Genomic DNA, 23,966 nt, shown 5'->3' with positions numbered 1-23,966 from the left:
TGCCGGGGGTCGTGTGGACGACCCCCGGCGCGGTGGTCAGTCGGACAGGACGCCCGACGGGGCGACGGCGGAGAAGGTGATGCGGAGGCCGTCTCCCTGCGGCTCGATCGAGGCCGGCTCGTAGGTGTCGCCGAGTCCGCGGAGGAGCGTGTCGAGCTGCGCGACGGTCTCGCCGCCCTGCGGCGTCACGTCGAACTGACGGAACACGGACTCCTGCTCGCCCGGCAGGGCGGCCGGGTCAGCGACCGAGATCGGCGCCGCGGCCGCGAGCTGGCCGAGGACGATCAGGGCACGCGGGTCGAGGCGGCCGTCGCGCAGGGCCTGGTCGAACGTGGCCGACACCTGCAGGTCCGGGTTCTGGGCGAGCTCGGCACCGGCGGCGGACCGCGCGGCGGCGGCAGCGTCCCCGGAGCGCTGCGCCTCGGCGGCGCCGTCGCTGTCGATCCGGCGGATGTTCACCTGCTGGTCGCCGTCGCCGAAGGAGGCGACGACCGTCGAGCTCTCGAGCGCCGAGCGCACATCGGGCGATCCTGCTCCCGAGGTCCGGACCGACTCGGTCTCGAACAGGTAGTCCGAGTCGCGCCAGCCGTTCGGCGACTGCGCCTGGACGGCGCCGTCGGTGTCGATCTTGTAGAACCAGATCACGTTGTCCCGGGCGAAGCCGGCACGGACCAGGTCGACCCACACCGCGTCGTCGACGAGGAGGCGGCTGTCCTTGGGGACGTTGGTCTCGACCCAGGTCTCGGCGTTGCGCATCGGCGCGTCGAGGTCGGAGTCGAGGAACCCGCGCAGCTGGACGGCCCAGAGGGGCACCAGCGCCACCACGGCGGCGACGGTGAGCGCGATCCACGTGACGGACCCCGTGCGCACAGCGGCCGTCGAGACGGCACCGGCCCGTCGTGCCCGCACCGACTTCACGGCGGCGTCCGTGACCGCGGCGATCAGCAGCGCCGCGAACGGCAGCAGCATGATGACGTACGGCACCGGCAGGTAGCCGCCGGGACGGAACATGAACGCGATCAGGAAGACCATCATCACGGCGATCGGGCGGACCCGCTTCATGAAGAGGCCGACGACGGAGGCGAGGGTGCCGACCACGATCAGCACCTGGTCGAGCTGCCACCACTGCGAGACCGTCGCGAAGAAGAGGCTGCCGGTGTCGAACACCGAGCCGCTCGCCTCACGGGTCGCGAGCTGGAACTGGATGCCCTCGAGGAGGCTGACCCGGCCGGCGCCCGGCAGCAGCTCTCCCTTGACGGCGGCGAGCGCGACGTAGCCGAGGCCGACGAGCACGAGCAGGCTGCCCGCGATCGAGAGCGTGTAGCGACGGGTCGACTTGTCGGCGCCGCGCCACATCATCCAGGCCAGGAACGGCAGGGCGAGCAGGTACGTCTCCTTCGAGAGCACCGCGATGCCGAACGAGACGGAGGCGGCGGCGAAGCCGGCGAGCTGGTAGCGCTTGCTGAGGGCGAAGACGAACGCGGCGAGCAGCCACGGCGTGGCCACGTTGTCGAGGTAGACCGTCCGGTGGAACTGGAGGGCCAGCGGCGACACGGCGAACACGAGGCCGGCGACGGCCGCGGCGGGGCGGCTGAGGCCCAGCTTGCGGGCGAGCAGCCAGAGCAGGGCGACCGCGACGACGGTGAAGGCGAGCATCGCCTCGCGGCCGGCCAGCACCGCGACGTCGTAGCGGTCGAAGGCTCCGGTCAGGGCCGTGTAGGCCGAGATCTGCAGCCAGCCCACCGGGGGGTGGTCGTACCAGTAGGTGTAGTGGGCGAGCTCTCCGAGGTTCTGGACGGCCCAGGCCTGGGCCGTATACGTGCCCTCGTCGTCGATCCGCTGCGGCGAGCCGGCCATGTTGAAGGCCTGCACGACGGCGGCGATCGCCATCAGGGGCAGCAGCCAGACGAGGCTGGCGCCGTGGCGGCGGAGCCACCCCGGCGAGCGTGCGGGGGCAGGCTGCACGGGCGTGCCGGGACGACGCGGCGCCGTGGCGATGCGGTCGTCGACCGCCGTCGGGCGGTTCAGCGTGCTGGTCATCGGTCACCTCCGGTCATGGCGAGGGCGGGCTCCTGCTGGGACGCGCGAGGCGCCTCCTGCGGGGCAGGGGTCTCGGCGGGGCGGTGGGCTCCGGTGTGCTCCGTCTTCTCCCAGGCGTTCATGCCCCGGATCTGACGGAAGACGGCTCGCACGGCGGCGAGGGCGAGGAAGATCTGGTACGGGATGAGGCCCCAGATCAGCCGGAAGTAGTCGCGGGCCCGGACCTTCTGGCCGTAGGTGCGGCCGAACTCCCGGAGGCCGGTGAACTCGACGGCCAGCAGCACCAGGGTCGGCGCCAGCGGGATGAACGAGACGAGCGCGATGGCCGTCGGCACCTTGATCGTGAAGATCAGGATGACGGAGATCGGGATCAGGAGGCCCGTGGCCGCCTGGATGAAGGGCATGGTCAGCAGGTAGCGAGCCATGAGGCGCTGGCGCAGGCGCGGCAGCTTCTTCCACTCGCCCTTGCCGTAGACCTGCATGAAGCCCTGGTTCCAGCGGGTGCGCTGCTTCAGCAGCGAGACGAACGTGCCGGGGGTCTCCTCGCGGGTGACGACCTCGGGGCTGTAGGCGACGACGACCTTCGCGCCGGCGCTCGACAGGCGGACGCCCAGCTCGCAGTCCTCGGCGAGGCACTCGGCGTCCCAGCCCTCGGACCAGTCCAGCCAGTCCTTGCGGACGAAGACGGTGTTGCCGCCGAGCGGGATGAACTTCTCCTTGGCGTGGAAGTGCAGGCGCGAGCGGAACCAGAAGTAGTACTCGAGCACGTTGCGGAGGCTCCACCAGCTCGACTGGAAGTTCATCAGCTGCACGCCGCCCTGGACGACGTCCGCGTCGGTCTCGCTGAAGCGCGAGTCGACGAGCGTCAGGAGGCGGGGGTGCACCTCGTCCTCGGCGTCGAACACGCCGACGATCTCGCCGCGCGAGGTCTGCAGCGCGAGGTTCAGCGCCTTGGGCTTGTTCTTGGGGACGCTCGAGTCGACGACCACGCGGATCAGGTCGGGGTGGCGTGCCGCGGCCTCACGGGCGACGCGCTCGGTGCCCGGGTCGTCGTGGCCGACGATCGCGATGATCTCGAAGTCGGGGTGGTCCTGCAGCGCGAGGCGGTCGAGGGTCTGGCCCATGACCTCCTCCTCGTGCCGTCCGGGGACCAGCAGGGTGAACGAGTGGCGCGCGTCGAGGGGGTCGGAGCTGAACTGGCTGCCCTCGAGGTTGTCCTTCGAGCGCCAGGCGTGCAGCATCCACCACAGCGTCGAGACGGCCACCGCGGTCAGCAGCAGCGACACGAGGACGAGCGACGAGTAGCCGATCCACTCGAAGGGGCTCCAGTCGGGCAGCGAGAAGCCCGAGAGGGCCTCCCCCGCGCCCGACGTGGCGCCGCGGTTGGGCACGAACTGGTCAGGGCTCGTGGGTGCCTGCGGCGTCAGCAGGGGCTGGGGCTCGCCGGCGGCGAGCAGGGAGTGCACGGGGTGCGTCGGGTCAGTCGACACGGTCGTTCTCCTGTCGGGTCAGGGGTGGGAGGTGGTCTCCGGATCGCGACGGTCGGGTGCCGCGAGCGGGATGGTGCCGATGGTGCCGATGGTGCGCAGTGCGGGTGGTGCGCGGTGCAGGTGGTGCGCGGTGCAGGTGGTGCGGTCAGCGGGCGTCGGCCGTGGCCGGCGCGAAGACGAACCAGCGGTAGGCGACGTAGCGGAACGCCGTGCCGAGCACGAGCCCGACGCCGTTCGCCGCGATGTTGTCGGCGAGCTGGCTGGTGTGGCCGAGCACGTAGTGCGACACGAAGAGGCACAGGGAGGCGATGGCCAGCCCCCCGACGTTCACGAGGCCGAAGACGACGGCCTCCTTGAGCACGGCACGGCCGCGGTCGGCACGGAACGTGAGGTAGCGGTTGCCGAGCCACGCGACGGCGGTCGCGATGATCACCGAGATCACCTTCGCGCCGATCGGCTTGTCGTCGAGCAGCGTGACGCGCAGCAGGTTGTAGACGCCCACGTCGACGACGAAGGCGATGCCGCCGACGAGGCCGAAGGTCGCGAGCTCACGGAGGCGGCTCGCCACGCGCACCGAGACGGCGGCGCGGGCGGGCACGGAGGACGTCGCCGAGGAGGCGGCGGCTGGGTCGACGCCGGGAGCGTCGGCCGGTCGGGTGGTCACCCTCTCGTCGAGGGCAGTGGCGTCGGGCATGACACCGGTTCGGGGGCCCCCCGGAAGGGGGTTTGCCCGGGGTACGGCGTTGTGTGCTGGTTGCCAGGTTGGTGTCACGCGTTGTTCACATCGCCCTCGCGGCTGTCGCTCGCCTCCCGCCCGGGACGCGCGTAGCGTGAGCCCATGGAATTCAGATACCTCGGACACAGCGGTCTCAAGATCTCTGAGATCACCTACGGCAACTGGCTGACGCATGCCTCCCAGGTCGAGAACGACGTCGCGACGCAGTGCGTCCGCGCCGCCCTCGACGCGGGCATCTCGACCTTCGACACCGCCGACGCCTACGCGAACACGGGCGCCGAGACGGTGCTCGGCGCGGCTCTCGCCGGCGAGCGGCGCGAGTCGCTCGAGATCTTCACGAAGGTCTACTGGCCGACCGGCCCCGCGGGCCACAACGACACCGGTCTCAGCCGCAAGCACATCCTGGAGTCGATCGACGGCTCCCTGATGCGGCTGGGCACCGACTACGTCGACCTCTACCAGGCGCACCGCTACGACAGCGAGACCCCGCTCGAGGAGACGATGCAGGCCTTCGCCGACGTCGTCCGGCAGGGCAAGGCGCTCTACATCGGCGTCAGCGAGTGGAACGCCGAGCAGATCCGCGCCGGCCACGCCCTCGCCGAGAAGCTCGGCGTGCAGCTCATCTCGAACCAGCCGCAGTACTCGATGCTCTGGCGGGTCATCGAGCAGGAGGTCGTCCCGGCCAGCAAGCAGCACGGCCTGAGCCAGATCGTCTGGTCGCCCGTTGCGCAGGGCGTGCTGACCGGCAAGTACAAGCCGGGCGCCGAGCTGCCCGCCGGCAGCCGCGCGACCGACGAGAAGGGCGGCGCGAACACCATCAAGCGCTTCCTGACCGACGAGGTCCTCACGGGCGTCGCCGCCCTCGAGCCGATCGCCGCCGAACTGGGGCTCTCGATGGCCCAGCTCGCCATCGCGTGGGTGCTGCAGAACGACAACGTCGCCTCCGCGATCATCGGGGCCTCGCGCCCCGAGCAGGTCGCCGACAACGTCAAGGCGGCCGGCGTCACCCTGCCCGCCGAGGTCATGACGGGGATCGACGAGGCGCTCGGCGACCTCGCGGAGCGCGATCCCGCGAAGACGGTCTCGCCCGCCCAGCGCCCAGCCTGAGCCGCGCGCGCGACCTCGGCGACGACGTTCCCGATCTCCTGCCGGAGATCGGGAATGTCGCGCGGGAGGATGCGCTTGCATATACTCGTACCGACCTTCGGTGACACGTCACCGATCTAGATCTCACCGCACGACTCACCACGAAGCCCACAGAACAGCAGGAGAACACCATGGCCATCACCGCAGAGAAGATCCCCGCCGGCACCTGGACCCTCGACCCCACGCACAGCGAGGTCTCGTTCAGCGTCCGCCACCTCGCCATCAGCAAGGTCAAGGGCTCGTTCGAGTCGTTCGACGCCTCGCTCGTCACCGACGAGGACCACACCGCCAGCAAGGTCACCGCGTCCATCGACGTGGCCTCGGTCAACACGAACCAGAAGGACCGCGACGGCCACCTCCAGACCGGCGACTTCTTCCTCGCCGAGGAGCACCCGAAGATGACCTTCGTCTCGACCAGCATCGAGGAGAAGGGCGACGACGCGTTCCTCGTGCACGGCGACCTGACCCTCCGCGGCGTCACCAAGCCCGTCACCCTGAAGAGCGAGCTCGGCGGCCTCGTCGTCGACGGCTACGGCCAGACCAAGCTCGGCTTCTCGGCCACCACCAAGATCGACCGCACCGAGTTCGGCGTGACCTGGAACGCGGCCCTCGAGGCCGGCGGCTTCACCCTCGGCAACGACGTCACCGTCACGCTCGAGATCCAGTTCGTCCTCGCGGCGTAGTCGCACCCGTCGCGGGCGCACGTCGCCCGCGTCCCCGGAGGGCCCGCACCTGCAGTCGCAGGGGCGGGCCCTCCGTCGTGGGTCGCACCTCCTCGTGCCGGCGCCTCCTAGGCCAGCACCCGGCGGAGCACCGCCCGCTCCCCCAGCGTCCACGCCGCGCTCGTCACCATGTACAGGGCGGCGGCGAGCGGGACGAACGCCGCGACGACGACGGTGACGAAGGGCAGCACGCGCGCGACGGTCGCGAGGCCGGGCAGCGCCTCCTGCCCGGGCGTCGCCACGAGCGGGCCGGCTGCCCGGAGATCGGCCCGTCGTCGCAGCTCGACGACGAGCGCGAGCACGACCAGCAGCAGCACGAAGGGCCAGACGGCACCCGCCGCGACGCCCCCGACGACGGGACCGACCGAGCCCACCAGCGAGGCGCCGAGCGCCGCCCCGGCCAGGACGTGCCCGAGCAGGGCGTTGGCGTGCCCGGCGATCACGGGGTGCGAGAACAGCGACCAGACCGCCGTGAGCACCGGTGCCTGGGCGAGCGTCGGCAGGCAGCCCGCCAACGGCGAGACCTTCTCCGACGTGTAGAGCGCCGCCGTCGCTCGCTGCAGCGACTGGGGGTCGCGGATCCGCCGACGCAGGTCGGCGAGGGCGGGCGCCAGGCGGCGACGGCCGATCTCCGCCCGCACCTGCGACACCCCCACGGGCACCAGCAGGACGCGGACGAGCAGGGTCAGGAGCACGACGGCGAGCGCGGACGACGAGGCGCCGGCGATCGGCTCGACGAGGTCGCTCAGCGCGACGACGACGGTGTGCAAGCCGTCGAGGACGACGGCGAGGGGCGGGAAGGCGGACAGGTCCATGGAGGTCCTCACGGCAGAAGGGAAGAGGTCGCTTCTGGCCGTCGGGCGCCGCGGGCGCGGCTAGACGGCCGGGAGGAGCCGTCCCGGCGCCCGGGCGCGCACGTGTCCGTCGGAGTCGGGGTCGCGGGCGAAGACGAGGAGGCGCACGTCGGCGGCCTCGGTCAGCACCGGCCCCGGCACGGCCGCGCCCAGCCCCGCGAGCGCCAGCACCGCGCGGGCGACGACCACGATCGCCAGCACCGCGGCGGCGCCGACGAGGCCGACGACGACCCCCGCGGGCAGCGACCCGGCGTGGCCGACGGTCAGGCCGGTCGCGAGCGCGAGCTCGAGCGGCGCGACGACGCGCACCAGCAGCTCGAGCAGGGAGGTCATGCACCCGACACTAGAGGACACGCCGGGGCGCCCGGTAGGTACGCTGACGGCGGACCTCCGGTGTCGCGGGCGTCCTCGGGAAGGCTCGCGCGCCTCCTGCGTTGTCACCGTCACACCTGCTCCGAGGAGGACCCGCATGACGCACGACTGGATCACCCTGCAGCACCGGGCGCACGCCGAGTTCGCGCGCCGGGTCGAGGCCGTCACCGACTGGGACGCCCCGACGCCCGACACCGAGTGGGCCGTGCGCGACCTCGTGCGCCACGTGACCCGCGAGCAGCAGTGGGTGCCGGTCCTGCTCGAGGGCGGCGACCCGAGCGAGGCGCAGGCCTCGGTCGAGCCGCTCGGCGACGACCTCGTCGACGCCTGGCACCGGTCGTCGCGGGCCGCGGCCGAGGCGTGGCGCGAGGCGGACCCGGAGGCGTCCGTGCGGCTCAGCTCGGACGTCGTGCCCGTGCACGAGTACCTCGCCGAGCAGGTCGCCGACGTCACCATCCATGCATGGGACCTCGCCCGCGCCATCGGCTCGGACGAGGAGCTGGACGACGACCTCGTCGCCGCCGTCTGGTCGGTCTTCGAGCCGCAGCGGGACGCCCTCGAGGCATCGGGCCTGTTCGCCTCGCCCGTGCCGGTCGACGACGACGCCCCGATGCTCGTCCGCCTGCTCGCGCTGACGGGCCGCGACGCGCGCTGACGGAGGGGGCCCGCCCGCTGACGGAGGGGGCCCGCCCGCCGACGGCGACTGCCCCGGCTCGCTGACGCGGGCTGCACCCGCTCGCTGACGCGGGGCATGCGGAGCGGGCGCCCTCGCAGGTCGCCCGGACCTCGGGATGGTTCGATGTCGGCATGACCGCCGACGCCGAGTCCGACGCCCGCCCCTGGCTGCACAGCTACGCCCCGGGCGTCCCCGCCGACATCGAGCCCGTGACGGGCACGCTCGTCGACCTGATCGACGACGCGGTGGCTGCCCACCGCGGCAAGGTCGCCCTCGAGTTCTTCGGGCGCGAGACCACGTATCGCGACCTCGGCGACGAGATCGACCGGGCCGCCGAGGGCCTCCGCAAGCTCGGCGTGACGGCAGGCGACCGCGTGGCGATCCTGCTGCCGAACAGCCCGCAGCACGTGGTGGCCTTCTACGCGACGCTCCGCCTCGGCGCGGTCGTCGTCGAGCACAACCCGCTCTACACCGACCGCGAGCTGCGCCACCTCTTCGAGGACCACGGCGCGAAGGTCGCCATCGCCTGGGACAAGCTCGTCGGGCGCCTCCGCGACCTGCCCGGCGACCTCCGCTTCGACACGGTCGTGTCGGTCGACGTGACCCGCGGCATGCCGCTCGGCACGCGGCTCGCCCTCAAGCTGCCGATCCCGGCCGCCCGCAAGTCCCGCGAGGCGCTCACCGCCCGCGCCGTCGGCGACGTCAGCTGGCCCGACCTCGTCTCGGGTCGCCCGCTGAAGAGGCGCCACCCGCGCCCAGCCCTCGACGACGTCGCCCTGCTGCAGTACACGAGCGGCACCACGGGCTCGCCGAAGGGCGCCGTGCTGACCCACCGGTCGCTCCGCAGCAACGCCGAGCAGGGACGCGCCTGGGTGCAGGGCGCCGTCGAGGGCGAGGAGACGGTGTACGGCGTGCTGCCGTTCTTCCACGCCTACGGCCTGACGCTCTGCCTCACCTTCGCGATGCGGATCGGGGCGCGGCTCGTGCTGTTCCCCAAGTTCGACGTCGACCTCGTGCTGAAGGCCGCGGCGAAGCACCCGCCGACCTTCCTGCCCGCGGTCCCGCCGATCTACCAGCGCCTCGCCGAGGCCGCCGAGCAGCGCGGCGTCGACCTCCGCAGCGCCCGCTTCGCGATCTCGGGCGCGATGAACCTCCCCCTCTCGACCGTCACCGCCTGGGAGCGGGTCACGGGCGGCATGCTCGTCGAGGGCTTCGGCCTCACCGAGACGTCGCCGGTCGCCCTCGGCAACCCGATGGGGCCGACCCGTCGCCCCGGCACCGTGGGGGTGCCGTTCCCCTCGACCGAGGCGCGCGTCGTCGACCGCGACGACCCCGACCCCGAGAGCCCCGTCACGCCGGGCGCCGCCGGTGAGCTGATCCTCCGGGGGCCGCAGGTGTTCCGCGGCTACTGGAACCGCCCCGACGAGACCGCCGAGGCGTTCCTGCCCGGCGGCTGGTTCCGCACCGGCGACATCGTCAGCATGAGCGCCGACGGCTACGTCACGATCGTCGACCGCATCAAGGAGCTGATCGTCACCGGCGGCTTCAACGTCGCCCCCTCCGAGGTCGAGGAGGCGGTGCGCGGCGTCGCGGGCGTGGCCGAGGCCGCGGTCGTCGGCCTCCCCCGCGACGGCGGCGGCGAGGACGTCGTCGCCGCGATCGTCGTCGAGCCCGGCAGCACGGTCGACCCCGAGGAGGTGCGGGACCACTGCCGCGAGCAGCTCGCCGCCTACAAGGTGCCGCGTCGCGTCGTCGTGGTGGACGAGCTGCCCCGGTCGCTGATCGGCAAGGTGCTCCGTCGCGAGGTCCGCGACGCGCTGATCGCCGGTCGCTGACGGGCTGACCCGCTGGCGCGCTGACCCGCTGGCGCCGGCTGCGGACGCTCGCCGCGCCTCCTCGGCCTACAGCACCGCCCAGCGGCCGAGCGGCCAGAAGACGACCGTCGCGCGGCCGACGACGTGGTCGAGCGGCACGAAGCCCTCGTAGGGACCGGTCACGTGCGACCGGGAGTCCGCCGACCGCTCGCGGTTGTCGCCCATCACCCAGAGGGCGCCGTCGGGCACGGTGACGTCGAACGGCGTCAGCGACGCGGGGTCCCCCTCGGGCACGTTCAGGTAAGGCTCGTCGAGCGGCTCGCCGTTCACCCGCAGGCGCCCCTCGGAGTCGCAGCACGAGACGGTGTCGCCGGGCAGCCCGATCACGCGCTTGACGAGGTCGTCGCCCTCGCCTGCCGCCAGCCAGCCGCCCGGGTCCTCGAAGACGACGACGTCGCCCCGGTGCAGATCCATCACACCGGGCACGAGCTCGTTCACGAGGATGCGGTCGCCGATCAGCAGGGTCTGCTCCATCGACGCCGACGGGATGAAGAACGACCGGACGAGGAACGTCCGCACGCCCCACGAGACCAGCAGCGCGACGAGCACGATGACGACGAGGTCGCGAAGCCAGCGCAGTCCGCCCGCCCGCCGGGTCGCAGGAGGCGCGGCGGCGTCGGCAGGATCAGTCACGCCCCCATCCTCCCCCGAAGGACCTACCCCGCGGGCCGACGCAGCCGCTCGAGCCGCGCCAGCGAGTGCTCCTCGGCCACCGGCTTGTCGCCGAGCACGCGGCCGATCGCCCCGAGCATCACGCCCGCGGGCCGGGTGGTCGGCAGGTATACCGGCCCGACGTGCGGCGCGCGCAGGCCGAGCAGCTCGCGGAAGCGCGGCTGAAGCGTCCCCACGGCACCGTTGAACAGCACCGGGTAGCCGACGCGCAGCACCGGGAACAGCGGCGGCCGCTTGATGAAGCCCACCACCTCCTCGGTCCGGGCGGTGCGCTCGAGGATCCCTCGACGGTCGAACTCCATGAGCTGGTCCTGCATCTCGGCGACCGAGCGCGGCGGGTCGACGACGCCCATCAGCTCGCCGGCGGTCGCCCACTCGCGCACGTACGCGTCGGGCCCGCCGGGCACCTCGCCCTCGCCCCACGCCAGGTACGCGGCGAGGAACGAGTCCGCGAAGGCCATGTGCACCCAGCTGAGCAGCTCGGGGTCGTTCGCGGCGTAGTCGTGCGGGACGCCGTTCCGGTCGTCGTAGCTGCCGACGACCTTCGTGTGCAGGCGGCTGACCCACTGGGAGGCGTGGGTCGCCGCCTCCTTGCTGCCGTAAGTCACGGTGTAGATCCAGCGGATCGTGCCGGCCAGGCGGCCGAGCGGGTCCTCGCGGAACCGCGAGTGGTCGTGCACCCCGGCGAGCGCCCCCGGGTGCAGCGCCTGCACGAGCAGGGCGCGCACCCCGGCGAGGATCGCGGTGTTCGAGCCGTGCACGGCCCAGACCGCCGACCCCGGTGCGAAGAAGCCCTCGTCGTCGCCCTTCGCGAGGTCGGTGACCCACTCGGGCGTGCCCGTGTACTGGCCGTTGAAGGTGTACTGCAGGCGGGCACGGAGCGGCTCGGTCAGGGCGGGCATCCTCCGATCATGCGCCGCGGGGGCTGGACGCCTGCCCCCGGCGAGCCCGGGAGTCTCGACGTCGAGGCAGTCGAGGCAGTCGAGACGGTCGAGACGGTCCGGCCGTCCTGCCCGGACGCACCGCGCCTCCTCGTCCCGGTGTCGAGACGAGGAGGCGCGGGCAGAGCAGGCAGGACGGCGTCAGTTGCCGTGCGCCTCCTCGGCGACGGGCTGCCACTCCTCCCACAGCGCGAGGCGCGACTCGTAGTCCTCCTTGGCGATGCCCAGCGGCGCCTTGCCGAAGAAGACGCGGAGCGGCGGCTCGTCGGCGTCGACGACCTTGAGGATCGCCGTACGGGTGGCCGTGGGGTCGCCGGGGTCGGCGGCCGAGGGACGCTTCGACGCGGCCTCGCGGACCTCGGCGTACGCCTCGTTCTCGTCGCTCCGCGAGGCGGACGGGCCGGACCAGTCGGTCGAGAAGCCGCCGGGCTCGACGAGCGTGACCGAGATGCCGAAGCCGGCGACCTCCTGCGAGAGCGACTGGCTGATGCCCTCGAGCGCCCACTTCGACGCGTGGTAGATGCCGACGGTCGGGAACGCGCTGATGCCGCCGATGCTCGAGACCTGGACGATGTGGCCGGAGCCCTGCTCGCGCATGATCGGCAGGGCCGCCTGCGTGACCCAGAGGGCGCCGAAGAGGTTCGTCTCGAGCTGGCCGCGCGCCTCCTCCTCGGTGATCTCCTCGACCATGCCGAAGTGGCCGTAGCCGGCGTTGTTGACGACGACGTCGAGGCGGCCGAAGTGCTCGGCGGCCTGCTGCACGGCGGCCACGTCGGCGGCGCGGTCGGTGACGTCGAGCTGGATCGGCAGGAACGTGTCGGGGTACTGCTCGACGAGCGCGTCCACCGCCTCCAGCTTCCGAGCCGTGCCGGCGACGCTGTCGCCGCGCTCGAGGGCCGCCTCCGCCCACTCACGGCCGAAGCCCTTCGATGCCCCGGTGATGAACCAGACTTTGCTCACGGTGTTCCTCTCGTCGTGTGGTGTCGCGCTGTCGGGAGCGCGGCTCCACTGAACGCCCGGCCTCCCCGACGCGCGCACAGCCCGCTCGGAGGGTGCGCATCTCGGCCTAGAGTGGAGGTCGTGACCATCGACACCGCTCGTCCCTGGCTGGCCTCCTACGCTCCCGGCGTCCCCCACGACATCGAGCCCGTCACGGGCTCCCTCCTCGACATCGTCGAGGGCACGGCCGCCGAGTACCCGAAGTCGGTGGCCCTCGAGTTCTTCGGTGCGACCACCACCTACGCCGAGCTCGTCGACCAGATCTCGCGCGCCGCCGAGGGGCTGCGCAAGCTCGGCGTCCGCCACGGCGACACCGTCGCCCTCGTGTTGCCGAACAGCCCCCAGCACGTGGTGGCGTTCTACGCGGTGCTGCGCCTCGGCGCGATCGTCGTCGAGCACAACCCGCTCTACACGCCGCGTGAGCTGCGGCACCAGTTCGAGGACCACGGCGCGAAGATCGCGATCGCGTGGGACAAGGTCGTCGAGACCCTGCAGGACTTCCCCTCCGACGTCGCCGTCGACTCGATCGTGTCGATCGACGTCACCCGAGGCATGCCCCTCGCGACGCGCACGGCCCTGCGCCTGCCGATCAAGAAGGCCCGCGAGTCCCGCGACCGCCTGACCACGACCGTCCGCGGCACCGTCCCGTGGGAGAAGGTCGTCGGCTCGTCGCGCATCAAGGCGCGTCACCCGAAGCCGGAGACCGCCGACCTCGCCGTCATCCAGTACACGAGCGGCACCACCGGCACCCCCAAGGGCGCCCAGCTGACCCACGCGAACCTGCTCTCGAACGCGGCGCAGTCCCGGGCGTGGGTGCCCACCATCACGCGGGGCGACTGCACCGTCTACGCCGTGCTGCCGATGTTCCACGCCTACGGCCTGACGCTCTGCCTCACCTTCGCGATGAGCATGGGCGCGCGCCTGGTGCTGTTCCCGGCCTTCGACCCGGCCCTCGTGCTCAAGGTGATGAAGAAGCGCCCGCCGACCTTCCTCCCGGCGGTCCCGCCCATCTACACGCGCCTCCGGAAGGCCGCCGACGACGCCGGGGTCTCGCTGAAGGGGGTCGAGGTGGCCATCTCGGGCGCCATGCCCCTCTCCGCCGACGTCGTCGAGCCCTGGGAGGAGCAGTCGGGCGGCTGGCTCGTCGAGGGCTACGGCCTCTCCGAGTGCTCGCCCGTGCTGATGGCCAACCCCGTCGGCCCGACCCGTCGCGCCGGCACCGTGGGCCTGCCCCTGTCGAGCACCGAGGTGCGCGTCGTCGACCCCGAGGACCCGACGGTCGACGTGCCCGCCGGCGAGAGCGGCGAGCTGATCGTGCGCGGCCCCCAGGTCTTCAGCGGGTATTACCGCAAGCCGCAGGAGTCGAGCGAGGTGTTCGTCGACGGCGACTGGTTCCGCACCGGCGACATCGTCACGATCGACCCGGACGGCTTCGTCCGCATCGTCGACCGCATCAAGGAGCTCATCATCACCGGCGGCTTCAACGTGAGCCCGTCCGAGGTCGAGGAGGTGCTGCTGCGTCACGAGGGAGTGGCCGAGGCCGCTGCGGTCGGCCTGCCCTCCCCCGGCGGCGAGCAGGTCGCGGCCGCGATCGTGCTGCACCCGGGTGCCGAGGTCGACGTGCAGGCGCTGCGCGCCTTCGCCCGCCAGCACCTCACGCCCTACAAGGTGCCCCGTCGCATCGTGGTCGTCGACGAGCTGCCGAAGTCGTTGATCGGCAAGGTTCTGCGCCGCAAGGTGCGGGACGAGCTCGCCGACCGCTGACCCGGGCCGACCAGCCGCCGCTGCCGCCGCCGCGGCGTCGCCGACCGGCTCCGGCCGGCCGGCGCTAGCCTCGACGGCATGACCATCGACGCTCTGCCCACCAGCACGCCGTCCGCCGAGGGGATCGACGCCGCCGGCGTCGCGGCCTTCCTCGACGGGCTCGAGTCCACGCCCGGCGTCGAGCCGCACAGCGTCGTGCTGGTGCGTCACGGCTCCGTGGTGACGCAGGGCTGGTGGGCCCCGTACTCGGCCGACCGTGTCCACCTGCTCTACTCCCTGAGCAAGAGCTTCACCTCGACGGCCGTCGCCTTCGCGGTCGACGAGCGCCTCCTCGGCCTCGACGACACCGTGCTCAGCCACTTCCCCGAGCTCGACGCCGACGTGACCGACCCGCGCAGCCGGTCGATGCGCGTCCGCGACGTGCTCGCGATGTCGAGCGGACACCACGCGGAGGCCCTCGGCCGCGCGCTCGAGGCCGACGCGGCCGACCTCGTCCGCGGGTTCCTCCTCACGCCGCCGGAGGCCGACCCCGGCTCGGTCTTCGCCTACAACCAGCCCTGCACCTACGCGGTCGCGGCGATCGTGCAACGCGCCTCCGGCCTGTCGCTCACCGACTACCTGCGCCCGCGGCTGTTCGAGCCGCTCGGCATCGGGCACGCTAGCTGGCAGCGCGACGGCAGCGGCCGCGAGATCGGCTTCAGCGGGCTGCACGCGCAGACCGAGGCCGTGGCCTTGCTCGGCCAGCTGTGGCTGCAGCGGGGCGTGTGGCAGGGCAGGCAGCTGCTCCCCGCCTCCTACGTCGACGAAGCGACCCGGGTGCAGGTCGCGAACCCCGACGAGGCGAACGCGGACTGGAGCCAGGGCTACGGCTTCCAGTTCTGGATGGCCCGGCACGGCTATCGCGGAGACGGCGCCTACGGCCAGTTCTGCGTCGTGCTGCCCGAGCACGACGTCGTGCTCGCGCTCACCGGCCAGACCGTCGACATGCAGGCCGTGCTCGACCTCGCCTGGCAGCACCTCCTGCCGGCCCTCGAGGGCCCGGGCGACGCGGCCGCCGACGACGCGCTGGCCCGCCGCACGGCCGCGCTCGGGCTGGCGACCCTGGAGGACGACTCCGGCGCTGCCGACCTGCGTGCCGCCTCCTTCATGCCGACGTCGTCCAGCGAGCAGCCGTCGTTGACGTCGGTCGAGCTGGCGGGCGAAGGGTCGTCGTGGCGCGTGCTGCTGCACGAGAGCGACGACGTGCTCCAGGCCGAGGTCGTCCTCGGCGCCTGGACCGTCACCGACGCGCTCGCGGTCACCGCCGGCCGCCGGGGCGCGGCGCTGCAGGTCGACGTGGTGTTCGTCGAGACGCCGCACCGCCTGCACCTGGTGCTCGACGGAGGCGCCGCCGACGTCCGGTGGGAGACGACGCCGCTGCACGCACCTGCCCTGCGGCAGCTGCGAGCGCCGCGCCACGGCGAGACGTCCCCGCTCTAGCGACGAGGACGGCAGGCGGCCGGGCCCCGGGAGGCGGGGGTCAGCTCGGCGAGACCCGGTCGCGCAGTCGGCCCTCAGCCAGCCACGCCAGGCGGCGCAGCGTCTCGCGGTTGCGGACGCCGAGCGCCGGGTCGAGCACCGCGTCGGGGACGAGCGCGCCCGGCCCGGTGACCGCCTCCTCCTCCATCACGACGAGGCAGCCGCCCGCGCGGTCGTGCACGGTCAGGGCGACCTGCGCCTCGCCGAAGGGCCAGCCGCGGGCCCGGAAGACGGCCCGGTGCGGCGGGTGCCACTCGAGCACGCTCGTCGTGTCGTCGAGCACGAGCGGCCAGACGCCGAACGAGTGGTGGATCCGCGCCCCGACGGCCGGCCAGGTGAGCTCGACGTCGCGGATGCGGGAGGCGCCCACCACCCAGCTCGGGAACAGCCAGCCGTCGCTCAGCACGTCGAAGACCTCGTGCGGCGACGCCTCGAAGAACCTCTGGTCGCGACTCACGTCGTCGTCCCTCCGTCGGGCCCCAGCCGGGGCAGGTGGTCGATCCCGAACTCGTGGCGCAGGGCGCTCAGCGCCGCGTAGGCACCGCCCATGCCGTGCACCGAGGGGCCGGGCGGCACCGACGACGACGCGAGGTACGTCCCCGCGACCGGGGTGCGCCACGGGTCGGTCGACACCACGGGTCGCGCGATCAGCTGCCGCATCGTGGGGGCCCCCGACGCGATGTCGCCGCCGACGTAGTTCGGGTCGTGCTCCTCGAGGTCGGACGCCGTGTGGGCGCGGGACGCGAGGACGAGGTCGCGGAAGCCGGGCGCGAACCGCTCGATCTGCTGCGTGACCGCCTCGGTCATGTCGACGGTGCTGCCGTTCGGCACGTGCGCGTAGGTCCACAGGGCGTGCTGCCCGGCGGGTGCGCGGGTGTCGTCTACGACGCCCGCCTGCACCGCGAGCACGAACGGCTCGGCGGGGTGCACGCCGCGGGCGACGTCGTGCTCGGCCCGGGCGACGGCCGCACGGTCGCCGCCCAGGTGCACGGTCGGCGTGCGGCGCAGCTCCTCGGCCTGCCAGGGCACCGGGCCGCTGAGGGCGAAGTCCACCTTGGAGGCTCCTCCCCCGTACCGGAACCGCTCCAGCCGGCGACGGTACCCGGCGGGCATCTCCTCGCCGGCGATCGCGATCAGCTGCTTCGGGGTCACGTCGAGCAGCCGCACGGACGCGTCGAGCTGACGGAGGCTGGTCACCTCGACGCCGGTCTCGATCACCCCGCCGTGGGCGACGAGGTCGTCGGCGAGCGCGTCGGCGATGGCCTGGCTGCCCCCGCGGGGCACCGCCCACCCCACGCCGTGCCCGTGCACCGCGAGGGCGAGGCCGGCGGCCGACGCGCTGAGGCTCGGCATGGGCCGGATCGCGTGGGCCATCACGCCTGCGAGCAGTGCCCGCGCCTCCTCGGTCCTGAGCCCTGCGTCCCACCACGGACCCGCCTGGTGCAGGATCCGCAGGCCGAACTCGACCGTGGTGCCGAGGTGGCGCGGCACCTGCAGGATCGGCGACAGCGTGAACTGCGACAGCTCGGGCTCGAGGTCGACGAGGCGGGAGAACATCCGGTGCCAGGTCGGGCCGTCGACGCCCAGGCCGTCGACGGTGCGGTCGAGGTCGCGGTAGGCGACGCCCGCGGTGCCGCCGTCGAGCGGGTGCCCGTACGAGACCTCGGGCACGATCATCTCGACCCGTTGCTGGAGCCCCCACCGCCGGAAGAAGCCGGAGGCCATCGCCATGGGGTGCACCGCCGAGCAGATGTCGTGGCGGAAGCCCGGCAGGGTGAGCTCGGCGGTCCGGGTGCCGCCGCCGATCGTGTCGGCGCGCTCGAGCAGCTGGACGCGGAGCCCTGCCCTCGCGAGCACGACCGCGGCCGAGAGGCCGTTGGGCCCGGCGCCGACGACGACTGCGTCGAACGACGCCGTCACGGGCGGCGCCTGCGGCCGGCGACCGCCCTCACCACCGCCGCGCCGGCACCGAGGGCACCGGCCGCGGCGAGCGCGTAGCTGACGCCGCGGTTGCGCGTGTACCAGACCTGCGGGCTGGTCGAGCGGGCCTGGTCGTCGAAGATGCCGTGGGCGCCGTGGTCGCCGGCGACGGGGCTGTAGAGGTTGTCCGGCCACATCGGCTCGGACTTCTCGGGCGCCTGCTGGCCGCTGTAGCCGGTCTTGGCGAGGTACACGTCGAGCCAGTTGGCCACGAACCGGTTGCCGAGCACCGTCATGACGGTCGGCTCGCCGATCCACGAGCGACGACGCGGCTTGTCCGCGACGTCGGCGATCGCCCGGGCCCCCACTTCGGGCTGGAAGATCGGCGGCACCGGCTTCGGGTGCTCGGGGAGACGCGACCGGACCCAGTTGAACTGGATCGTGTTGAGGGCCGGCATGTCGACGGTCGAGATGACGACGTGGCTCCGGTTGTGGATCAGCTCGGTCGTCACCGACTCGGTGAAACCCTGCACGGCGTGCTTGGAGGCGCAGTACGCGGCCTGCAGCGGGATGCCCCGGTGCGCGAGCGCGGAGCCGACCTGGATCACGTGGCCCGCGTCGCGCGGCGTCATGCGCGACAGCGCCGCGCGGGTGCCGTTGACGAAGCCGAAGTAGTTCACCTGGGTGGCCCGCTCGAAGTCGTCGGGGTCGGTCTCGAGGAACTCGCCGAACACCCCGACCATGGCGCAGTTGACCCAGAGGCCGATGTCGCCGAGCTCGTCCTCGACGCGCGTCGCCGCCGCCTCGACCTGCTCGCGGTCGGCGACGTCGGTGGGGACGCCCAGGGCGCGGCGACCGGCCGCCCGGACGTCGGCGACGGCGCCGTCCAGCCCCTGCTGGCCGCGCGCCAGCACGGCGACGTCCCACCCGCGGTCGGCGAGCTCGCGCACCACGGCCCGGCCGAGCCCCGCGCTGCCCCCCGTCACGACGGCGATGCGAGAGATGGTGGGGTCGAGCTTGCTCATGGGTCTCCTCAGACGGTCTGCGACGGGGTCGTGGGGCGTGGGTGGTCGACGATAGTCCTGGCCAGGGGTCCCGGTCAGATGTCGAAGTCGCCGAAGCCGCCGCCCCCGCCGAGGTCGCCGCCGCCGAACCCGCCGCCGAAGTCGCCGCCCCCGAAGTCGCCTGCCGCGCCCGGGTCGCCGCCGGTGGCGTCGCCGGCGAGCTGCGGGTCGGAACCGCCGTCGGCACCGGCGTCCGCGCCGCCGTCGCCCCCTGCGTCGCCGTCCGCACCGGCGTCGCCCGCGTCGCCGCCGTCGGCCGTCGCGTCCCCGCCGTCGGGCAGGAACGAGCTGACGAGGGCCGAGCCGATCACGTACCCGGCGACCGTGCCGAGCAGCGAGCCGCCGATGATCGAGCCCATGCCCATGCCGGCGCCCTGCCGGCCCTGTGCCTGGCCGACGCCGGCCTGCGCACCCTGCTGGCCGCCTCCCAGGGTCTGCTCGAGGGTGCCGGGACGACGCAGCTCGGAGCGGGTGGCCGCCTGGGCCAGCGAGCCCGCGTCGTCACCGCGGGGCTGCTCGCCCTGGGGCGACTGGCGGCTGAGCTCGTCGAAGACCGTGCGGCGCTGCTCGGGCGTCAGGGTCGCGAACGCCTCGGCGTGCACCTGCTCGATGGTCTCCGGCGGCGCGGTGCGGAGCAGGTAGCGGTAGCGCTCGACCGCGATCTCGTCGTCGGTGCGGCTGCCGGGGCGCTGACCGGTCTGCTGAGGGGCCCGCTGCGGCGCGCCCTGCGGGGTCGCGCCGTCCTGTGGGTCGTCTCGTCCGAGGAGCTTGTCGAGGAATCCCATGGTGTGCCGTTCCTTCCGGTCGCCCCGGGTGCCTCCCGGGCCTCCGACAGTACGGACGACCCGGTCCTCCCGCCTGGACGGACCGTGGGGATCCGCTCCGAGCACGCTCTCGGCACGACGGGACGGATCAGCTCCCGGTGCGCCCGGCCGCACGGCGACGGCGCACCGCCCGGACGACGAGCCAGAGGACGACCCCGGCGATCGCCGCGTAGACGGCGTAGTCGAGGTACTTCGCGTAGCGGTCGATCAGCTCGTACTGGGTGCCGAGGGCGACGCCCAGCCCGATCAAGAGCGTGTTCCAGAGGCCGCTGCCGATGATCGTGAACAGCGAGAAGGTGACCAGCGGCATCCGGTCCGCGCCGGCGGGCAACGAGATGAGACTGCGCACCCCGGGGATGAAGCGTCCGAAGAAGACCGCCGACCGGCCGTGGCGGTGGAACCAGCCCGCGGCGGAGTCGAAGTCCTCGCGGTCGACCAGCGGCAGCTTCGAGAGCCAGCGGATGCTGCGCTCGAGGCCGAGCACGGCGCCGAGCCAGTAGAGCACGAGGGCGCCCACGTACGCGCCGAGCGTGGCCGTGGCCACGAGCAGGACGACGTTCATGTCGCCGCTGCCCGCCAGCGCACCGGCCAGGGGCAGGATCAGCTCGCTGGGGATCGGCGGGAACACCGTCTCGACGAAGGTGAGCAGGCCGACGCCCCACTCGCCGGCGGCGTCGATGACGCGGGAGGCGATGCCGACGATGCCGTCGCTCTCGGTGAGCGAGCCGGGCGAGGCGGAGGCGGCCGAGCCGGAGGCGGTCGGGCCCGAGACGGTCGAGGCGGCGAGGAGGAGCGGGCTGGCGGCGGTGGAGGTCATGGGTCCCTGGGTCGGTTCGTGGCCCGCGAGGGCTCGGATCGGCTCGTCGAGCATGGCAGGGACGGCTGGGCGCAGCCCCGGACGCTGCACGCTCTGCACCGCGGCACCCTCGCCCCCACGCGCGCCCGCCCCCTCGCCCCGGGACACGTCCGGACCAGGGGCGGCCCTGTCGGAGGCGCACGGTAGGTTGTCACCGACCGCTCCGCTCATCCCGAGTCGCGGTCCGGCACGGACGACAGGACTGAACGGGTACCACCATGGGATCGCTGATCTACGGCACGTCGAGCATCGAGATCGACTTCGACGACAGGACGCTCGAGCACCTGCAGATCGTCATCGCCACCAAGCTGCGACGACGTGAGTCGTTCTTCTTCTCGTGGCGCGACACCCAGAAGGTCGGCGACGGCCGCAGCAGCATCTGGCTCGATCCCGGCATTCCCCTCTACTTCAAGTACTCCGGCGGTCGCGTCCCGACGATCAGCCGCGAGTGGCTCGCCGAGCTGACCACCTCCTCCAACAGCTCGTCCGGCCTGGTGCTCACCGACGAGCCGAGCCTCGACAACTCCGCCAAGCGCAAGTAGCCGCTCCGAGCGGCGGTGGGGCGTCGGCCCCCAGGTCGCTCAGCGGCGCGAGCCGCGGGCCCGACGGCGCCGCAGCCTCGCGAGTGCTCGCCAGCCCAGCAAGAAGACCCCGAGCACGGCGACCGTGACGACCACGAAGCTCACCGCCGTGCCCTGACCGCTGATCACCCTGAGCACCATGCCGACGACGACCGTGGCGGGCCACACGACGAGGCCGGAGGCGAGCGCCGGGAGCGCGCGCCCGCGCACCAGCACGAGGGCCCAGCCCACGACGAGCCCCGCGGCGAACGGCCACAGGGTCGTCAGGACACCGGCCAGAGCCGACCCCTCGTCGTGGCTGCGGCGCCCGATCAGGACGAACGCCACCACGAGGACGAGATCCGCGACGAAGGCCCACCACGGGGACCGGCGCGCCGTCATCGTGGCTGCTCCAGGGTGCGCGACAGCTCGGCGAGGAGGTCGTCGACCTGGGGCTCGACGAGGCGCGCCAGGGCCTCCGCGATGCGCTCCCGGTGGCCGGCGACGGCGAAGCAGAGGGCCGTCCCGACCGCCTGGGCGTGCTCGTCGGCGAGCGCGAGCTCGCGACGGAGGGCCTGCTTGGCCTGCTCGGTGAACTCCGGCTCGGCCGCCGCCTCCTCGTCGGTCCCGCCCGCAGGAGGCGCGTCCTCGGCGGCGAGGCCCGCCAGGGTGAACAGGAACGGCTGGGTCGGGTCCGGCTCGGGGTCGACGTCGAGGCCGTCGAACTCGGGCGCGAGGTCGGCCTCCGGGCGGTACCCGTCGGGCTCGCCCGCCGCGGCGCGTCGCAGCTCGCGGTCGACCAGGGGCAGGTTGCGGGCAGTGTAGGTGTCGACCTCGGCGTCGACGATGTACCGGAGGCGGTTGAGCAGCGCGTGCTGGACGGCGTGCGGCACGTCGTGGTCGAGACCGGCGGCGGTGGAGACCGGCGAGCCGAAGCAGGTGCGGCAGACCCGGGTGCGACCGCGCGCCGTGCCGATCCGCCAGCGCGGCAGCCAGCGCAGCCAGGCGTCGACCGCCCCGCGCACCTGCCCCTCGATCGAATCGGCCATGCGACGAATCTAGGGCGCGGAGCCCGTCGGGGGCCGCTGCCGTCGGGCGATTCGCACCTCCGACGTTCCAGGGACCAGGAACGAGCCGTCACGCGGTCCTGATCCGTGCACGGATCAGGACGATCACGCCCCTCCCCGCGCGGATCAGGACACATGTTCCTGAATGAGGAGGTGGCGGGCGGGTCGGGTCAGTCGACGGTGACGAAGTCGATCAGCTGCTCGACGCGGCCGAGCAGGGCGGGCTCGAGGTCGCCGAAGGTCCGTACTCGGCCGAGGATCCGCTGCCAGGCGGCGGCGATGTCGGCCTGGTCGTCGTGGGGCCAGCCGAGGTGCTCGCAGATGCCGTGCTTCCACTCGACCGAGCGCGGCACGGTGGGCCACGCCTCGAGACCCAGGCGACCCGGCTTCACGGCCTGCCAGACGTCGACGAACGGGTGGCCGACGACGAGCACGTGAGCGCCCGACGGCCCGCGGGCGATCGAGTCGGCGATGCGGCTCTCCTTCGACCCGGCCACCAGGTGGTCCACCAGCACGCCGACGCGGCGGCTCGCGGTCGGCCGGAACTCGGCGAGCACCTCGGCCAGGTGGTCGACGCCCTCGAGGTACTCGACGACGACGCCCTCGACCCGCAGGTCGGCGCCCCAGACCTTCTCGACGAGCTCGGCGTCGTGCCGGCCCTCGACGAAGATCCTGCTCTCGCGGGCGACCCGTGCCCTGGCCCCGTCGACCGCGAACGAGCCCGAGGCCGTCCGTGCGCGCCCCTGGGGCGCCGCGCGGGGCACGCGCAGCGCGACCGGGGAGCCGTCGATCAGGAACGACCCGCCGAGGGGGAAGGCGCGGACGCGGCCCTTCCAGTCCTCCAGCTCGACGGTGCCGGCCTCGACCCGCACGACGGCTCCCGTGAAGCCGCTGCGCGCCTCCTCGACGACGAGGTCGCGGACGGCGTCGGTGGGCGTCGGCGCCGGTCGCGACGAGCGCTTCCAGTCGCCGCTCAGCACGTCCTGTCCGTAGCGGTCGTCATCCACGGGGCGGTCCTCCTCGGGTGGGTCGGGTGGGTCGGGGCTGGTAGGGGCGCGGCGGGCCCTTGCCGTCGGGCTCGCCGCCGGCGGGGCGCCCCGTCGTCGGTCGACGCCCTGGCACGGTGCTCGAGGGCGGCGGGCGGGTCGCGCGGGGAGCCACAGCGGGGCCCGTGGCGGAGCCGAGCCCCGACCTGGGCCCGGGGCGGTCGGCAGGCGCGGTGGGGCGTGACGCAGGGTCGGCGCGCAGGGCCGGGGCGGCTGTGGACGACGACGCCGAGGCGGCAGCCCCCGATCGTGCCGGGGCCGTCGCCGCCGAAGCCGTCGGGCCAGCGGATCCGTCCGGTCGGAAGCCGAGCCCGAACGCCCAGGCGAAGCCGCCGAGCACGACGAGGACGTAGAGACCCGACGCGACGAGCGGCAGCCACCAGGCCGCCAGCGGCCCCCCGCTCTGCCCGGCGATCGCGAGGACGACGAGGGCCGTCACGAACCAGACCGCGGCGGCGAAGGCCCGCGCGGCCCAGCGAGCCAGGCGCAGCCGCAGCTCGCGACGGCGGGGCGCCATCTTCCAGTGCGCGGCGTACGGCACGAGCAGGTGCCGAGCCGGCGTCCACGCGAGCGCGGCGGCCGTCACCAGCCACGCCAGCACGAGGCCGACGAGCAGTGAGGAGGCGATCAGCACGAGGTCGGACCGGCTCGCCGCCAGCCCCGTGGCCCCGTCCCGGAGGTGGACCACCGCCACGCGCTCGGGCAGCAGCTGCGAGGCGGTCACCAGGACGAGCGCCGCCGCGACGAGGGCGAGGCCCATCGGCGCGGCGGCACGGAGCAGAGGCGGCACGGTCATCGTGACCGGGCCGCCTCTGCGGCGTCGAG

Annotated in this window: 24 protein-coding genes; 7 read left to right on the top strand and 17 right to left on the bottom strand. The window is 73.3% G+C overall.

The annotated features are described in order from the left end of the window. Positions 1 to 36: 36 nt before the first annotated feature. The 3 genes from EDF20_RS10365 to EDF20_RS10355 form a co-directional block, all read right to left on the bottom strand. The gene (locus EDF20_RS10365; RefSeq protein WP_133738579.1) at positions 37 to 2,040 is read right to left on the bottom strand and encodes a glycosyltransferase; all 2,004 of its coding nucleotides are present in this window, start codon (positions 2,038 to 2,040) and stop codon (positions 37 to 39) included. Next, on the bottom strand, positions 2,037 to 3,530 hold the full coding sequence (locus EDF20_RS10360; protein WP_243833440.1) for a glycosyltransferase: 1,494 nt from the start codon (positions 3,528 to 3,530) through the stop codon (positions 2,037 to 2,039). Before EDF20_RS10360 ends, EDF20_RS10365 begins: the two co-directional genes overlap by 4 nt. A 145-nt stretch (positions 3,531 to 3,675) precedes the next feature. Then, a complete protein-coding gene (locus EDF20_RS10355) occupies positions 3,676 to 4,224 on the bottom strand; it encodes a GtrA family protein (protein ID WP_133738578.1) in 549 nt (182 codons plus the stop codon). A 144-nt stretch (positions 4,225 to 4,368) separates the two neighbouring features. Between EDF20_RS10355 and EDF20_RS10350 the strand changes: the two genes are divergently transcribed. Then, complete coding sequence (locus tag EDF20_RS10350; protein ID WP_133738577.1) at positions 4,369 to 5,373, top strand: aldo/keto reductase family protein; 1,005 nt, start codon at positions 4,369 to 4,371, stop codon at positions 5,371 to 5,373. A gap of 170 nt (positions 5,374 to 5,543) precedes the next feature. Further along, the gene (locus tag EDF20_RS10345; protein WP_123548191.1) at positions 5,544 to 6,095 is read left to right on the top strand and encodes a YceI family protein; all 552 of its coding nucleotides are present in this window, start codon (positions 5,544 to 5,546) and stop codon (positions 6,093 to 6,095) included. Positions 6,096 to 6,202: 107 nt separating this feature from the next. Here EDF20_RS10345 and yidC read toward each other — a convergent pair whose 3' ends face one another. Together yidC and EDF20_RS10335 are read right to left on the bottom strand one after the other, a co-directional pair. Continuing rightward, complete coding sequence (yidC, locus tag EDF20_RS10340; RefSeq protein ID WP_133738576.1) at positions 6,203 to 6,949, bottom strand: membrane protein insertase YidC; 747 nt, start codon at positions 6,947 to 6,949, stop codon at positions 6,203 to 6,205. Positions 6,950 to 7,009: 60 nt separating this feature from the next. Further along, positions 7,010 to 7,321, bottom strand: coding sequence for a hypothetical protein (locus EDF20_RS10335; RefSeq protein ID WP_133738575.1), 312 nt, complete (start codon positions 7,319 to 7,321; stop codon positions 7,010 to 7,012). A gap of 136 nt (positions 7,322 to 7,457) precedes the next feature. Between EDF20_RS10335 and EDF20_RS10330 the strand changes: the two genes are divergently transcribed. Beyond that, a complete protein-coding gene (locus tag EDF20_RS10330) occupies positions 7,458 to 8,015 on the top strand; it encodes a TIGR03086 family metal-binding protein (protein WP_123548188.1) in 558 nt (185 codons plus the stop codon). 152 nt (positions 8,016 to 8,167) lie between these two features. Continuing rightward, positions 8,168 to 9,871, top strand: coding sequence for a long-chain-fatty-acid--CoA ligase (locus tag EDF20_RS10325; protein ID WP_123548187.1), 1,704 nt, complete (start codon positions 8,168 to 8,170; stop codon positions 9,869 to 9,871). Positions 9,872 to 9,937: 66 nt separating this feature from the next. Here EDF20_RS10325 and lepB read toward each other — a convergent pair whose 3' ends face one another. The 3 genes from lepB to EDF20_RS10310 form a co-directional block, all read right to left on the bottom strand. Continuing rightward, entirely contained in the window at positions 9,938 to 10,543 is a 606-nt protein-coding gene (gene lepB, locus EDF20_RS10320; protein ID WP_123548186.1) for a signal peptidase I, read from the bottom strand. A 23-nt stretch (positions 10,544 to 10,566) separates the two neighbouring features. Next, the gene (locus EDF20_RS10315; RefSeq protein ID WP_133738574.1) at positions 10,567 to 11,484 is read right to left on the bottom strand and encodes an oxygenase MpaB family protein; all 918 of its coding nucleotides are present in this window, start codon (positions 11,482 to 11,484) and stop codon (positions 10,567 to 10,569) included. A 180-nt stretch (positions 11,485 to 11,664) separates the two neighbouring features. Continuing rightward, positions 11,665 to 12,483 (bottom strand): SDR family oxidoreductase, encoded by an 819-nt coding sequence (locus EDF20_RS10310; RefSeq protein ID WP_123548184.1) that lies wholly within the window; start codon positions 12,481 to 12,483, stop codon positions 11,665 to 11,667. A gap of 120 nt (positions 12,484 to 12,603) precedes the next feature. Between EDF20_RS10310 and EDF20_RS10305 the strand changes: the two genes are divergently transcribed. Both EDF20_RS10305 and EDF20_RS10300 read left to right on the top strand, forming a co-directional pair. Then, positions 12,604 to 14,286 (top strand): long-chain-fatty-acid--CoA ligase, encoded by a 1,683-nt coding sequence (locus EDF20_RS10305; RefSeq protein WP_123548356.1) that lies wholly within the window; start codon positions 12,604 to 12,606, stop codon positions 14,284 to 14,286. Between the two features lie 78 nt (positions 14,287 to 14,364). Beyond that, complete coding sequence (locus EDF20_RS10300) at positions 14,365 to 15,765, top strand: serine hydrolase domain-containing protein (protein WP_133738573.1); 1,401 nt, start codon at positions 14,365 to 14,367, stop codon at positions 15,763 to 15,765. A gap of 40 nt (positions 15,766 to 15,805) precedes the next feature. On the opposite strand, the gene EDF20_RS10295 is transcribed toward EDF20_RS10300, so the two are convergent. The 5 genes from EDF20_RS10295 to EDF20_RS10275 form a co-directional block, all read right to left on the bottom strand. Continuing rightward, a complete protein-coding gene (locus tag EDF20_RS10295) occupies positions 15,806 to 16,261 on the bottom strand; it encodes an SRPBCC family protein (RefSeq protein ID WP_133738572.1) in 456 nt (151 codons plus the stop codon). Then, complete coding sequence (locus EDF20_RS10290) at positions 16,258 to 17,724, bottom strand: NAD(P)/FAD-dependent oxidoreductase (RefSeq protein WP_133738571.1); 1,467 nt, start codon at positions 17,722 to 17,724, stop codon at positions 16,258 to 16,260. The genes EDF20_RS10295 and EDF20_RS10290 overlap by 4 nt, the downstream gene beginning before the upstream one ends. Next, complete coding sequence (locus tag EDF20_RS10285) at positions 17,721 to 18,749, bottom strand: SDR family oxidoreductase (RefSeq protein WP_243833439.1); 1,029 nt, start codon at positions 18,747 to 18,749, stop codon at positions 17,721 to 17,723. Before EDF20_RS10285 ends, EDF20_RS10290 begins: the two co-directional genes overlap by 4 nt. Before the next feature lie 74 nt (positions 18,750 to 18,823). Next, entirely contained in the window at positions 18,824 to 19,573 is a 750-nt protein-coding gene (locus tag EDF20_RS10280) for a hypothetical protein (RefSeq protein ID WP_133738570.1), read from the bottom strand. A gap of 127 nt (positions 19,574 to 19,700) precedes the next feature. Then, entirely contained in the window at positions 19,701 to 20,429 is a 729-nt protein-coding gene (locus EDF20_RS10275; RefSeq protein ID WP_133738569.1) for a DedA family protein, read from the bottom strand. A 257-nt stretch (positions 20,430 to 20,686) separates the two neighbouring features. On the opposite strand from EDF20_RS10275, the gene EDF20_RS10270 reads away from it, so the two are divergent. Further along, the gene (locus EDF20_RS10270) at positions 20,687 to 21,010 is read left to right on the top strand and encodes an ATP-dependent DNA ligase (RefSeq protein ID WP_123548179.1); all 324 of its coding nucleotides are present in this window, start codon (positions 20,687 to 20,689) and stop codon (positions 21,008 to 21,010) included. 39 nt (positions 21,011 to 21,049) lie between these two features. On the opposite strand, the gene EDF20_RS10265 is transcribed toward EDF20_RS10270, so the two are convergent. The 4 genes from EDF20_RS10265 to EDF20_RS10250 all read right to left on the bottom strand — a co-directional run bounded on the left by EDF20_RS10265 (position 21,050) and on the right by EDF20_RS10250 (position 23,937). Next, a complete protein-coding gene (locus tag EDF20_RS10265; protein ID WP_133738568.1) occupies positions 21,050 to 21,430 on the bottom strand; it encodes a DUF3054 domain-containing protein in 381 nt (126 codons plus the stop codon). Continuing rightward, positions 21,427 to 22,077 carry a spermidine/putrescine ABC transporter substrate-binding protein gene (locus tag EDF20_RS10260; RefSeq protein ID WP_133738567.1) on the bottom strand — a complete coding sequence of 217 codons (651 nt, stop codon included), beginning with the start codon at positions 22,075 to 22,077 and terminating at the stop codon, positions 21,427 to 21,429. Before EDF20_RS10260 ends, EDF20_RS10265 begins: the two co-directional genes overlap by 4 nt. 188 nt (positions 22,078 to 22,265) lie before the next feature. Beyond that, positions 22,266 to 23,102 carry a DUF3097 domain-containing protein gene (locus EDF20_RS10255; protein WP_199732431.1) on the bottom strand — a complete coding sequence of 279 codons (837 nt, stop codon included), beginning with the start codon at positions 23,100 to 23,102 and terminating at the stop codon, positions 22,266 to 22,268. After that, positions 23,095 to 23,937, bottom strand: a complete 843-nt coding sequence (locus EDF20_RS10250; RefSeq protein ID WP_133738566.1) for a hypothetical protein — start codon at positions 23,935 to 23,937, stop codon at positions 23,095 to 23,097. Before EDF20_RS10250 ends, EDF20_RS10255 begins: the two co-directional genes overlap by 8 nt. Between the last annotated feature and the right edge of the window lie 29 nt (positions 23,938 to 23,966).

The organism is Frigoribacterium sp. PhB116 (genome assembly GCF_004364285.1).
Taxonomy (GTDB): Bacteria; Actinomycetota; Actinomycetes; order Actinomycetales; family Microbacteriaceae; genus Frigoribacterium.
Note: the sequence above shows the minus strand (reverse complement) of the source record. Positions and strands in the feature narration are given on the sequence as shown.

Excerpts from the sequence above, each read along its gene's own strand:
- EDF20_RS10365 (WP_133738579.1), bottom strand. The coding sequence starts at position 2,040 with ATGACCAGCACGCTGAACCGCCCGACGGCGGTCGACGACCGCATCGCC.
- EDF20_RS10355 (WP_133738578.1), bottom strand. The coding sequence starts at position 4,224 with ATGCCCGACGCCACTGCCCTCGACGAGAGGGTGACCACCCGACCGGCC.
- EDF20_RS10350 (WP_133738577.1), top strand. The coding sequence starts at position 4,369 with ATGGAATTCAGATACCTCGGACACAGCGGTCTCAAGATCTCTGAGATC.
- EDF20_RS10345 (WP_123548191.1), top strand. The coding sequence starts at position 5,544 with ATGGCCATCACCGCAGAGAAGATCCCCGCCGGCACCTGGACCCTCGAC.
- yidC (WP_133738576.1), bottom strand. The coding sequence starts at position 6,949 with ATGGACCTGTCCGCCTTCCCGCCCCTCGCCGTCGTCCTCGACGGCTTG.
- EDF20_RS10335 (WP_133738575.1), bottom strand. The coding sequence starts at position 7,321 with ATGACCTCCCTGCTCGAGCTGCTGGTGCGCGTCGTCGCGCCGCTCGAG.
- EDF20_RS10330 (WP_123548188.1), top strand. The coding sequence starts at position 7,458 with ATGACGCACGACTGGATCACCCTGCAGCACCGGGCGCACGCCGAGTTC.
- EDF20_RS10325 (WP_123548187.1), top strand. The coding sequence starts at position 8,168 with ATGACCGCCGACGCCGAGTCCGACGCCCGCCCCTGGCTGCACAGCTAC.
- EDF20_RS10315 (WP_133738574.1), bottom strand. The coding sequence starts at position 11,484 with ATGCCCGCCCTGACCGAGCCGCTCCGTGCCCGCCTGCAGTACACCTTC.
- EDF20_RS10300 (WP_133738573.1), top strand. The coding sequence starts at position 14,365 with ATGACCATCGACGCTCTGCCCACCAGCACGCCGTCCGCCGAGGGGATC.
- EDF20_RS10285 (WP_243833439.1), bottom strand. The coding sequence starts at position 18,749 with ATGAGCAAGCTCGACCCCACCATCTCTCGCATCGCCGTCGTGACGGGG.
- EDF20_RS10280 (WP_133738570.1), bottom strand. The coding sequence starts at position 19,573 with ATGGGATTCCTCGACAAGCTCCTCGGACGAGACGACCCACAGGACGGC.
- EDF20_RS10275 (WP_133738569.1), bottom strand. The coding sequence starts at position 20,429 with ATGACCTCCACCGCCGCCAGCCCGCTCCTCCTCGCCGCCTCGACCGTC.
- EDF20_RS10270 (WP_123548179.1), top strand. The coding sequence starts at position 20,687 with ATGGGATCGCTGATCTACGGCACGTCGAGCATCGAGATCGACTTCGAC.
- EDF20_RS10265 (WP_133738568.1), bottom strand. The coding sequence starts at position 21,430 with ATGACGGCGCGCCGGTCCCCGTGGTGGGCCTTCGTCGCGGATCTCGTC.
- EDF20_RS10260 (WP_133738567.1), bottom strand. The coding sequence starts at position 22,077 with ATGGCCGATTCGATCGAGGGGCAGGTGCGCGGGGCGGTCGACGCCTGG.
- EDF20_RS10250 (WP_133738566.1), bottom strand. The coding sequence starts at position 23,937 with ATGACCGTGCCGCCTCTGCTCCGTGCCGCCGCGCCGATGGGCCTCGCC.